Annotated in this window: 10 protein-coding genes; 3 read left to right on the top strand and 7 right to left on the bottom strand. The window is 46.8% G+C overall.

Annotated elements, in window-relative coordinates; translation table 11 throughout:
• Window positions 1-421: 421 nt before the first annotated feature.
• On the bottom strand, window positions 422-1,375 hold the full coding sequence (gene cas6 / locus B5D50_RS14055; protein ID WP_078923273.1) for a CRISPR system precrRNA processing endoribonuclease RAMP protein Cas6: 954 nt from the start codon (window positions 1,373-1,375) through the stop codon (window positions 422-424).
• Window positions 1,376-1,551: 176 nt separating this feature from the next.
• Here cas6 and B5D50_RS14050 point away from each other — a divergent pair, with 176 nt between their 5' ends.
• On the top strand, window positions 1,552-1,800 hold the full coding sequence (locus B5D50_RS14050) for a ribbon-helix-helix domain-containing protein (RefSeq protein WP_078923272.1): 249 nt from the start codon (window positions 1,552-1,554) through the stop codon (window positions 1,798-1,800).
• Entirely contained in the window at window positions 1,800-2,183 is a 384-nt protein-coding gene (locus B5D50_RS14045; RefSeq protein ID WP_159448643.1) for a type II toxin-antitoxin system VapC family toxin, read from the top strand. The genes B5D50_RS14050 and B5D50_RS14045 overlap by 1 nt, the downstream gene beginning before the upstream one ends.
• Before the next feature lie 92 nt (window positions 2,184-2,275).
• Here B5D50_RS14045 and B5D50_RS14040 read toward each other — a convergent pair whose 3' ends face one another.
• The 5 genes from B5D50_RS14040 to B5D50_RS14020 all read right to left on the bottom strand — a co-directional run bounded on the left by B5D50_RS14040 (window position 2,276) and on the right by B5D50_RS14020 (window position 10,179).
• Window positions 2,276-4,450: a malate synthase G gene (locus B5D50_RS14040; protein ID WP_078923270.1), complete on the bottom strand. Its 2,175-nt coding sequence runs from the start codon at window positions 4,448-4,450 to the stop codon at window positions 2,276-2,278.
• A 143-nt stretch (window positions 4,451-4,593) separates the two neighbouring features.
• On the bottom strand, window positions 4,594-5,964 hold the full coding sequence (locus B5D50_RS14035; RefSeq protein WP_234975887.1) for a cytochrome P450: 1,371 nt from the start codon (window positions 5,962-5,964) through the stop codon (window positions 4,594-4,596).
• A gap of 227 nt (window positions 5,965-6,191) precedes the next feature.
• Window positions 6,192-7,025, bottom strand: a complete 834-nt coding sequence (locus tag B5D50_RS14030) for a DUF2189 domain-containing protein (protein WP_078923269.1) — start codon at window positions 7,023-7,025, stop codon at window positions 6,192-6,194.
• Between the two features lie 199 nt (window positions 7,026-7,224).
• On the bottom strand, window positions 7,225-7,932 hold the full coding sequence (locus B5D50_RS14025; protein ID WP_078923268.1) for a pseudouridine synthase: 708 nt from the start codon (window positions 7,930-7,932) through the stop codon (window positions 7,225-7,227).
• A 12-nt stretch (window positions 7,933-7,944) separates the two neighbouring features.
• On the bottom strand, window positions 7,945-10,179 hold the full coding sequence (locus tag B5D50_RS14020) for a patatin-like phospholipase family protein (protein WP_078923267.1): 2,235 nt from the start codon (window positions 10,177-10,179) through the stop codon (window positions 7,945-7,947).
• A gap of 113 nt (window positions 10,180-10,292) precedes the next feature.
• Here B5D50_RS14020 and B5D50_RS14015 point away from each other — a divergent pair, with 113 nt between their 5' ends.
• Entirely contained in the window at window positions 10,293-11,462 is a 1,170-nt protein-coding gene (locus B5D50_RS14015) for a PilT/PilU family type 4a pilus ATPase (protein ID WP_078923266.1), read from the top strand.
• An 18-nt stretch (window positions 11,463-11,480) separates the two neighbouring features.
• Here B5D50_RS14015 and B5D50_RS14010 read toward each other — a convergent pair whose 3' ends face one another.
• Window positions 11,481-11,954, bottom strand: coding sequence for a YaiI/YqxD family protein (locus B5D50_RS14010; RefSeq protein ID WP_078923265.1), 474 nt, complete (start codon window positions 11,952-11,954; stop codon window positions 11,481-11,483).
• Window positions 11,955-12,026 lie beyond the last annotated feature (72 nt).

The following is a 12,026-nucleotide window of genomic DNA, read 5'->3' as shown; positions in this document are numbered from 1 at the left end:
GTCTTAATCCCTTCTCAAACAGGGAAACATTCAAACGACGATTTTGAAACCACGTTCGAGGACATCATGTCTTAATCCCTTCTCAAACAGGGAAACATTCAAACGTGCGTTTTGTCTATAACAACATCCTGCGTTGTCTTAATCCCTTCTCAAACAGGGAAACATTCAAACAGCGGTTTATATCGCTCTCTGCTGAGTCCATCGTCTTAATCCCTTCTCAAACAGGGAAACATTCAAACCGCTCGTGTCTGGCGAGCCTTTAAAATCAACAACTTACAGAGGCCCTTAGCAGGAAATGCACTGTATAAAAAGTTTGCATGAGAAAAATTTAAGCAATGCATAAAAATTCTACAAAAATCATCCCTAAATTGTTAAAGAACTCACCACACATCTCGCAGTGTAGTGCGTGCAAAAAAATCGGTCAAGCGAGATCTTCCAACTGATATTGACCCTGCCCCATCACTACACCTTTCCCCACATGCACCCATTGCCCCCACCACAACCAAGGCCAAAACACTTGCCACTCAGCCCCCGTCAAACTAAATTGCCCCAGCAAACCATCCATCCCAATCAAACACTGCTGCCGACTTGAATACCGCGTCCACTCAAACCGCTTAAACTCAGCCGCCTCAGCCACTAAAGCCTGTGCTTGCGTGCGTAAAGCCTTAAAATCCACCGTTAACCGTTCCTGCCCATGATAAGCACTCAACAAAGATAACCGTCGCACCAAGCCCATCATAAAACTCGTCAAATCAAACACCGACTCATGCATAAAACGCCCGTCATGCTGCGCCCGAAAAGCTGTTTTAAACCGTAAACGCACGGCTTCTGGAGCAGCAGGCAGCACAACCTGAGCACCCAACGGCGGCTGCAAGCGACCCTCTACCTTCAGATACGCGGGGACCCAATCGTCTGCCCCTAACTTTTTTTCAAACCAAATGGCCACTAAATCAAAACGCCCCTGCTTAGCCCCCACACCTTGCTGCCCCATCTGCTGAATACTATGAATCAGATAAGGCAAATGCTCCAAAGCCCGCCCAAACAAAGTTAACTGAATCCGCAAGGTCTCTCCTGCCTGATAAGTTTGCCCCGAAGTAGACAAGGGATGGAGTAAATAAGGGCGCGGTGCAGCATTCCCCTTACTCAATAAAGGCTCTGCTCCGGCAGGCGTTTCAAATACGAGGCTATACACACAATTACGCTGCAACAAACAGCCCCCGCACTCAGGTTGGCGGGTCACACACACGGCTCGTCGCAAAGCCTTCCCAAACGCCCCACGCCAAGTCGAACCGGCATAAGCAGGAAAGCTCAAGGGGGTTCGAGCCGCCAACTCAAACTGATACCGAGCAATGGGCAAATCTAAAGCTACTGTCATCACCGTCACACCTCTAGCCTAAAAAACACCGCACCCGCTTACAGCAGGCACACCATCTTCAGGGTTCTAGACTAACTAGGTCAATAGATCACAAGCTTGTTGATTAAGCAGACAACGGCCGAAGAATACTCTATAATGTATGCATTATACATTATAATACCTTGGAGCATAAATTGATGCATCGCACCCAAATTTATTTAGATGACCAACTCCACCAGACTTTGTTTACACATGCAAGACAGCAAGGTGTTAGTATGTCAGAACTCATCCGACGCTTACTCACTAAACAATTAACACAAAAAGAAGATCGAATAGCCGCCGTTGAAACCTTTTTTCAGCAACTACAACCCTTAGCAAGCTTTAGTGCGTTAGAACCTGAGGAATGGGTGAGAGATTTGCGCTCAACCAGCCGGATCTTATCATAATGCATAAAATTCTCTTAGATACTGATATTGTCATTTGGCTATTACGCAAACAAACCAGCTATATCAATACTTTTATTGATGCACAAAGACAAGGTAGCATATTTTTGCTAAGCCCTATTGTGAGCGCTGAAATTTATGCAGGTGCGTTTAAACATGAATACCCGACCATTGAACAACTGTTTGGTTTTTTCACTCCTTTAACCTTGGATATAGCCACTGCACAATTAGCAGGAGAATATGCCAACCAATATCGAAAATCGCATCACAAAATTTCCTTGGAAGATTTCTTAATCGCCGCCTCCACAAAAAAAGCAAACGCCTACTTATGGACTAATAATAAGAAGCACTACCCGATGCTAGAGGATTTTTTTGAAGTAGAATAAAAAAGCTGCTGAAAACAGCAGCTTTTAACCACTTCCACCCCTTGCCAGCGCAGAAGTGAGGATAAGAATCACTAACTAAGGCATTACCTTCTTTAAAAAAACAAAGCGACCTTGGCTTCCGCCCGATACTGATGCAATAAAGGTTCGGTATAACCATTCGGCTGCTCCCGACCTTTAAACACCAAATCACAAGCCGCTTTGAAGGCTACGCTCTTCTCAAACTGCCCTGACATCGGGGTATAGCTGGGGTCGCCTGCGTTTTGGGCATCAACTTTGGCCGCCATTTGCTTGAAAGCCTCCAGCACTTGTTGCTCCGTACAAATCCCATGATGCAGCCAGTTCGCCATGTGCTGACTAGAAATCCGTAAAGTGGCACGGTCTTCCATCAAACCGACATCATTAATATCCGGCACTTTCGAGCAGCCCACTCCCTGATTCACCCAACGCACGACATAACCTAAAATCCCTTGCGCGTTATTTTCCAATTCTTGCTGGACTTCGCTCGCACTCCAGCTAGGATTTTGAGCCACTGGAATCGTTAAAATAGCATCTAATTGCGCTCGCTCCCGCTGCTTTAACTCAGCCTGACGCGCAAACACATCGACCTGATGATAATGCAGTGCATGCAAAGTCGCCGCTGTGGGTGAAGGTACCCACGCCGTATTCGCGCCTGCCAGAGGATGAGCAATTTTAGTCGCCAGCATATTCGCCATTTGATCAGGAATCGCCCACATGCCTTTACCGATTTGCGCATGTCCTGATAAACCACACTCCAAGCCAATATCCACATTCCAATCTTCGTAGGCTTTAATCCAAGCAGCAGATTTCATATCACCTTTACGCAGCATCGCACCGGCCTCCATCGAGGTATGAATCTCATCACCAGTACGGTCTAAGAAGCCAGTATTAATAAACACCACTCGCTCTTTAGCAGCACGAATACACTCTTTTAAATTGACGGTGGTGCGGCGCTCTTCATCCATAATGCCAACTTTCAGCGTGTTCTGCGGCAAGCCTAAAGCCGCTTCAATACGCCCGAATAATTCATTGGTGAAGGCGACTTCTTCTGGGCCATGCATTTTCGGCTTAACGATATACACCGAACCCGTGCGAGTATTTTTCGCACGGGTATTGCCCCGTAGATTATGAATGGCAATCATCGCGGTCATATAACCATCCATGATCCCTTCAGGAATTTCTTGCCCATCTTGGGTTAAAATGGCCGGATTCGTCATCAAATGCCCAACATTCCGCACGAATAATAAACTCCGCCCGTGTAAGCTCAGCGGCGAGCCATCGGCCGCCGTATATTCACGATCAGGATTCATGGCACGGATAAAGGTTTTGCCGCCTTTACTCACCTCTTCCTGCAAATCGCCCTTCATCAACCCTAGCCAATTGCTATATACCAATACCTTATCCACATCATCGACCGCAGCCACCGAATCTTCACAGTCCATAATGGTGGTGAGTGCCGCTTCCATTAAAATATCGTTCACACCCGCTGCATCACTGCTACCAATCTGGCCCGCACGATTGATTTGCAGCTCAAAATGTAAACCGTGGTTTTTTAACAAAATGGCGGTAGGTTGTCTCGGATCACCCCGATACCCCACAAACTGCTCAGGCTGCTGTAAACCGGAGGTCGAACCATCGTTTAAACTCACCTGCAAAGCACCCTTCACCACCGTATAAGCTGTCGTCGCTTGATGCGAGCCAGCCGCTAAGGGCGCCGCCTGATCTAAAAAATGGCGGGCAAATTCAATCACCTTGGCCCCACGCACAGGATTATACGCAGCACCTAATTCCGCGCCCCCCGTGGTAGGAAGCACATCCGTACCATACAGCGCATCATACAAACTACCCCAACGCGCATTCGCTGCATTCAAGGCAAACCGCGCATTCATGACGGGGACGACTAATTGCGGGCCTGCGGTAGTCGCAATTTCCGCATCAACATTTTCAGTCGTAATCTGAAAAGCGGGACCTTCGGGTTGCAAATAGCCAATCTCTTGTAAAAAAGCTTTGTACGATGCGAACTCAAATGAGCCTTGATTCGCCAGATGCCAAGCATCAAGCTTGGCTTGCAAGGCATCGCGCTTAGCCAATAACTCCCGATTGCGGGGCGCTAAATCCTGCACAATCTTGTCTAAACCCGCCCAGAACTTAGCAGGCTCAATCCCTGTACCGGGCAAGGCGTGCTGATTGACGAAATTGTGCAGAAGTGTTGACACCTGCAAGCCACCAAGCGGGATTCTATGCGTCATTTTGGTCAATTCCTCAAAAACTTAGATAAGATTGTCGACATCCGGTTATAGCTTAAATTTAGCACTGGCTAAAATTGGAAATCTCAATAATCAGTATTGAATTAATAAGTAGTTTATAATGACTTGATTTTTAACTAATTTGCTCAGCGCCGTTCCAGACGCATCGCTAACGCACCACGGGGTCGCAAGGTTAGACGGCATTCATGCGTGATAGCTGTCCCTTGGGGTAAACTCAGGCGGAAGTGCTGGGCTAAAGTGGCAATCGCTAAGACAGCCTCCACCATGCCAAACATTTTACCAATGCACACACGCGGGCCAACGCTAAAAGGCAAATATAAAAATTTATCCGGCCGCTTATTCACATCCATAAAACGCTCGGGAATAAAAGCATCCGGTTGCTCCCAATAATCCCGATGACGATGCAACAGCCAAGGAACTACCAACATAATCGAGCCTGCCGGAATCTTACGGCGGCGAATCGTATCCTCGGCTTTCGCTTGGCGTGATAAAATCGGCACGGGCGGATACAAGCGCATGGTTTCTTCGAATACCGCCCGCGTATAAGGCAGATTCGATACATCCTCATAAGCGGGTAAACGCCCCCCGAGCACCCGATCAATTTCTGCGTGCATCTTGGCTTCACTATCGGGAGATTGTGATAGCAAATACCAAACCCAAGAGAGTGCATTCGCCGTGGTTTCATGTCCGGCCATGAACAGCACAATGAGTTCATTCCGAATACCTTCCCGAGAAATCGCCACCCCTTTACTGCGTTGATTCGCAGCTAATAGCTCATTGAGTAGGGTATGCTCATAGCCACCTTGCTCGCCCTTAGCAATCACATGATCAACTATCGCATGAATCCGCTGGGCAGCAGCTTTGGCTTTACCCATATTTAAGCTACCAATCGGAATCCATTCGGGCAAACCTAAAAAATTGGTCACATGAATCTGCTCAATCGCCGCTTGATAGTCTGCAAAGGCATGGATCACCGCTGCTGCATCCTGCCCTAAGCGTGCACCGAATAAAGTACGAGCAATGATTTCTGAAGTCAGCTGCCCCATCGCAGAGAGTACCCCCACACTCGAGCCTGCTGGTAAACTAGCCCAATGCTCGGCCATTTCTGCAGCCGTATCGGTCATAATTTGGCTATAAGCTTGAATATGATGGGTATCAAATAAGCCATTTTGCAGTAAGCGACGATTTTTCCACAGCTCACCATCGCTAATAAATAAGCCATCCCCCAGTAAAGGCTCTAGAGCTTTGCGCATCTGCGGACTTTTACTTTCGTAGTTATCTTTTTGGGTGACAAACACATATTTGACGAGTTCAGGCGTGTTCGCAATAAAAATCGACCGATTCAGAATACGTCGACTCATAAACTGATAGCGAAACGAATCCTCACTCCAAAAGGATAATAAGTCACGCTTAGCGCTTAAGAGGGTAGCAATCCCGCCAAGATCAGATTTATGACGTTTAGGATAAGGAGGAACAAAAGCAGTGTCCATCATCATTAACATAGTGGCTTGAAAGAGGTCAGCACTATAACACAGCCCCAAAAAAGCACTGGTAACCTTTATCAGATTACCAGTCAATAACAGTAAGTAAGGAAATGAAACGGGACCGAAACGAGAATCAAATGTTAAATGCAAATGTCAAGTGTAACGAGTGTTACTAATCTGTCGCAGTCACTTAGATTTCGGTTCAACATTGGTTCAACTCCGCTTCAATTTCGGTTGAATTAACGAATACTCGCATTTTTAGTAATCAGATCACGATAAGCATGCCAGCTCGCATGAGCCACTAACGGCATGGCAAGAATCAATCCCAAATTAAACGTCACCAACCCCAAGCCAATGATCCCGGTGATGGTCATCGCCCAGAGCAACATGGTTTTAGGATTAGTCATACACACCTTTAGACTGGTCGCAATCGCGGTCATAATATCAGCCTTTCGTTCGATCAAAATGGGCACCGTCACTACTCCGGTTGCAAAAGCGACTAAGGCGAATAACAACCCCACTCCAATAAAGCTCAGGGTGAATAAAAAGCCATTATTCATCTGGGTTAAACCTTCCCATAGCGCTGCATAGCCGCTCATACCGCTTAAAGAACCGATATTATTAAAAAATAAAGCAATCATCATCGCTGAGGCTGGCACCCACAACAGCATTAAAAAGCTTAAAGTTAAGGCATATAAGCCTAGACCCAAAGCATTGTGTCGAATCGCCATCAGAGAAGCGCCAAAATCTATTTTTTTACCCTGATCACGTTGCCAGCTCAGCATATACAGACCTAAAGCCAAAAACGGGCCAACTAAAAAGAAACCGCTCGTAAATGCGACCATAAAGGCCGGATTCGCTGCAGAAAATACGCTTAAAATAATACCGACAATGGCAAAAATCACCCCATAAAAGAGGCTAGCCAACGGATTAGCCTGTAAATCAGCCCAGCCTTTTTTCAGCCATTCTTTAATAGCCGCAGGTTCTACGGTTTGCACAGGATAAGTTTTGAATAAATCGCTGACTTCTGGAGCAGGTGAAGCAGTGGCGGGTTTACTGACGAATTGTTCCATGTTTACTCTCCTTAAACAAAGCCCAAACAAGCAACTCTTGACGGGTTAAAGCTCAAAACTCTGCCCTCACAGAATGCTTGAGGTTTTTAGTCAAGAATACTCAAAGTATAGATGAAGATCGAAAATTCGCTCAACTAACCTTAAGAAATGCGCGGGACTTCCCAGCGGGCAAATGCACAAGGAAGTGACATGAGTGAGGCTACGCCGATGGATCTGCAAACACTAACTGAGTTTCTAGCTCAGTTAATAACCGCCACTCACCTGCCATCAGAGTCGGGTCTAAACTTAAACCACCAATCCGTTCACGATGCAGCTGCTCCACTCGATTACCAACCGCAGCAAACATGCGCTTCACTTGATGATATTTACCCTCATGAATGGTTAGGCGCGCATAGTGCTCAGGAAGCATTTCAATGCTAGAGGCAGCCACTAGCTGTGTTTCGCCATGCAAACGCACGCCTAACTCAAGCTGCTTAGCAGCCACCCGATTTAACGGCTCAGCGAGCTTGGCTAAATACACTTTCGGTACTTGTTGACGGGGAGCGCTGATGCGATGTGACCACTGCCCTTCATTGGTGAGGAGCAGCAGACCCGTGGTATCTTTATCCAAGCGCCCCACCGGATGAAGGGTCTGCACATGCGGATGCTGAATTAAATCCAAGACCGTGCGCTGGCTTGGGTCCTCTGTGGCACTAATCACCCCGCTAGGTTTATGCAGCATCAAATACAGTGCACCCGGCAACCGAATAATTTCATCCTCACAACAGACTTGCGCTTGGTCAGGCACGGGAGTCGAGGCTTGCGTTACAATTTGCCCATTGACTGTGATGCATTTAGCACGAATGAATTGTTGTGCTTGTTTACGCGAAAGAGTCAGGGCTTGGCTAACAAATTGATCAAGACGCATCCGTTATATCCGTTAGAAACTTCGCCCAACATGCATAAATAAGCTAGGCTCATAGCCCTCAGTTTGCCCTATCCCCATAAAAGCTGGGCCAATCGGGCTATCCATGCCTACAAATAAACTACCTGACAGTAATAAGTTCCCCCAACCGACATCCTCGGATTTTTCCCAAGTATTGCCTAATTCCAATGAACCACCCGCATAAATTTTGGCTACCCCCGGATAATTCACTAATTCATACATATAAGAACCACGCCCTAACGCCGCATGATTACCCCGTAATTGATTGGGGGATAATCCAGATAAACTATTATAGCCTCCTAAACTCAATTGTTCGGTAATGAAGGCATCATCACGCAAAGTACTTCCCACTTGACCTCTGACTGCCAAGCGATGTTTACCCTCAGTCCAGACTTTGCCACCGGCTATTTTCACCCGATTAAACTCAACATCCGCCCCTAGGACTTTTACACCGCGTGTATATTCGGCTTGTAGCCATTGGCCATGATTCGGAAAATCAGCATCATTCAAAGTATCCGTACTATACGCAAATTCAAGACCCGCGATTTGTAAGGACTCACCGGGGAAACTCAGTTTACCCGTTTTAGTATCCGGCGTGAGATTGCGATAAATTCCACCGATACTCAGCTCGCTGGCCGTGCCGACATCTAAGCGCCAATTCGCCTCCACGCCAGTTTCACCCAAACGGACTTCAGCTGAACGATCCTTACCGAGATACGTATAAAAATCTTGGCGATCATGCCAAGCACGCGCATCTAAAAATGCACCTTGGCGATCATTCAAAGGGTGCAAGACTTGGGTTTCTGCATGAAAACGATCTCCTACGACCAAGCTATTGCGCCATTCTGTTCCTAATCGGGTCGCTCCCTTCAAAACATGACGTACACCCACTTGATAGCTGGCATCCCCTTCGAAATTATCATCCAAGGTAAAACCAAAGCGTAAACGCTGATCTCCGGTCGAACGCTGCCGAGCAATGATATGTAAATCATAAGCATTTTTACCTGAGGGGACCAGGTTATAATCCACAATGTCAAAATAGCCTAAGCTATGCACATTATCTAAGCCCCGTTGGAGCTTAGCCACATCCAAAGCATCACCCGCTTGAATTCCCAGCCGTTGCAATACCACCGAATCTTGCAAGCGTGAATTATTTTCCAGTATGACCTTAGCCACTCGACCCTCTTGCATGCCTTGCGCACCGGGCTTGACATCAACCTGTTGCTGCGCTTGGGTAGGCGAGGACGGTGGTGCATAAGCGGCTAAGCGTTTAATCGCCCCTAACTGCGCACGGGCGGCTTTTTCCCCAATCGGAATCGTTTCCTGAACCCGCCCAAAGGAGAGCGAGCCTATATCTTGTAAATCCGGCTCGATGACAATATTCGGCGGATTTAAGCCTTTCAACTGCGGTAAGCTATTTTTAGCGGTTAGAAACTGCATCGCTTGCACAGTCACTGCCACCGCTGAATTCAATTGATCACGTTTCTCAAAGTAATAGGGTAGACTCACCACAATTAAAATATCTGCCCCCATTTGTCGAGCTACATCAACCGGTACATTATTTGAAACAAAGCCATCGACCAAGAGACGGTCATCAATCACGATCGGTGAAAAAAACCCAGGGATCGACATACTCGCCCGGACTGCTGTGGCTAAATTGCCTTTGCGCAGCACTACTTGCTCGCCGGTTTCAATATCAGTAGCGACCGCCCGAAAGGGAATGGGGAGGCGATCAAAATCATCAATTTGCGCGACTCGCTCCAGCAAGCGGCGTAATTCAAACATCAATTTTTGCCCGCTAACTAAACCATCCGGCAGTTTTAAGGCGTGGTCTTTAATACCCACTTCAGCGGTATTAAAAAAACCTGCATTATCCCGCTTCAGCTGAAAGCTTTGCATATCACGTGGTTGTTGATCTTCAAATAGACTCGGCCAATCGAGCGAACTGACAACTTTTTCTAGCTCATCGGCCTTATAACCTGCCGCATATAAACTCCCAACAATCGCCCCCATACTCGTACCAGCAATCACATCAATCGGTACGCCTTGCTCTTCGAGAACTTTTAAAACCCCGACATGCGCAATACCCGCTGCCCCACCCCCACCAAGCACTAAACCAATGCGTGGTCTTTTTTGCGGGGCTTGATTAGCGGCTTGAGCAGGCGATAAACCAACTAGTCCTAAGCTCAGGCTGAGGATAAAAACAAGAAATTGGGTAAAGCGCATCATTTACATTCCTTAGTAACTGCATAAAGTATAGGTGTCCAGACGAGCTGAACTCAACTTTGTGGGAATTACTGTTACAATAATCTGAGTAATTATAACAATAAGAGATTCTTCCAATGGCACTCAAAGATTATTTACGCATCCTCGCAACTCGTGACGGTTCTGATTTGTATCTCACAGCTGAGGCACCACCCGCCGCTAAATTCCAAGGCTCACTCAAACCCTTAGCTCGTGAACGCTTAACCCCAGAAGAAGTGCAGGCAATGGCCTATGAACTGATGGATGCTGAACAGCGGAAGCAATTTGAACATAAGCCGGAAATGAATCTCGCGCTCAGTGAAGAGGGCATTGGGCGCTTTCGGGTAAATATTTTTAAGCAACGCCATAAAGTGGCGATGGTGATTCGGAATATTAAAACAGAAATCCCGGATGCAAATAAAATTGGCCTACCCGATGTGTTAAAAAACGTCATTATGGAAAAGCGCGGTTTGATTTTATTTGTGGGTGGCACCGGCTCAGGTAAATCAACCTCGCTCGCTGCTTTGATTGATTATCGTAATCGTCATTCTGACGGGCATATTATTACTATCGAAGACCCCATTGAGTATGTGCACCCCCATCGTAAGTCCATTATTAGCCAGCGTGAAGTCGGGGTCGATACCGATAGTTATGAAGATGCCTTGAAAAATACTCTGCGCCAAGCACCGGATGTGATTCTCATCGGTGAAATTCGCACCCGCGAAACGATGGAACATGCCTTAGCTTTTGCAGAAACGGGGCATCTATGTTTATCCACCTTGCACGCCAATAGTGCCAACCAAGCTTTAGATCGAATCATTAACTTTTTTCCTGAAGAACGTCATCACCAGCTGTTGCAAGATTTATCCCTCAACTTAAAAGCTTTTATCTCTCAGCGCCTGATTCCGACTATCGAAGGTAAACGGACAGCGGCGATTGAAATTCTTTTAGGCACCCCCATCGTGCGTGACTTGATTATGAAGGGGGATGTCGGTGCGATTAAAGAAATTATGGAAAAATCCGAGCAGCAAGGTATGCAGACCTTCGACGGGCATTTATACCGCCTGTATCGAGAGAAGAAAATCTCCCTAGAAGAAGCCTTACGCAACGCTGACTCAGCCAGCAATCTGAAACTGCGAATTAATTTATCACCGACTGATCACTCCGCCGCTGATGGGACTAGCACAAGCCGAGCTGATCATTTCTCGGCTCTCGATGGTTTGTCTTTAGAGCCAAAAGCGGAGGAAGCGGAAGAAGAGGCCTGCTAACCGTTATTTATTGGTTAGTTATGTCGTTTTTTTAGCACGAGTAGTTTGCGCATAACGTGCTAAAAACCGATCCAATTGATTAGCAAATGCTTGGCGATCTTGTTGGTTCAAAGCAGGTGGGCCACCCGTAATTGCGCCAGTGCTTCTGAGTTCTTCCATAAAATTGCGCATGCCCAAACGCTGTTGCATATTTTCGGGCGTATAAAATTCACCTCTTGGATTCAAGGCATGCCCTTGGCGTGCAATCACTTGTGCGGCGAGTGGAATATCGGCGGTAATCACTAAGTCACCTAGTTGCACCTGTTGCGCAATATAGTTATCTGCGACATCGAAACCTGCACCGACTTGTTTGGTTTTAATAAACAGTGAGCGTGGAACTCGCAAAGGCTGATTGGCAACCAAAATCACCTCAATCTGTTGGCGTTCAGCGGCACGAAATAAAATTTCTTTAATCACATTTGGACAAGCATCGGCATCGACCCAAATTTGCATGCTAGTTTTCCTTAATGAGCGACTTATCGGTAGATAATAACGCTGAAATCCCCTAAGTTACCATGCACGGCT

This window comes from Thiothrix eikelboomii (assembly GCF_900167255.1).
Taxonomy (GTDB): Bacteria; Pseudomonadota; Gammaproteobacteria; order Thiotrichales; family Thiotrichaceae; genus Thiolinea; species Thiolinea eikelboomii.
This window is presented reverse-complemented; position numbering and strand designations above follow the sequence as displayed.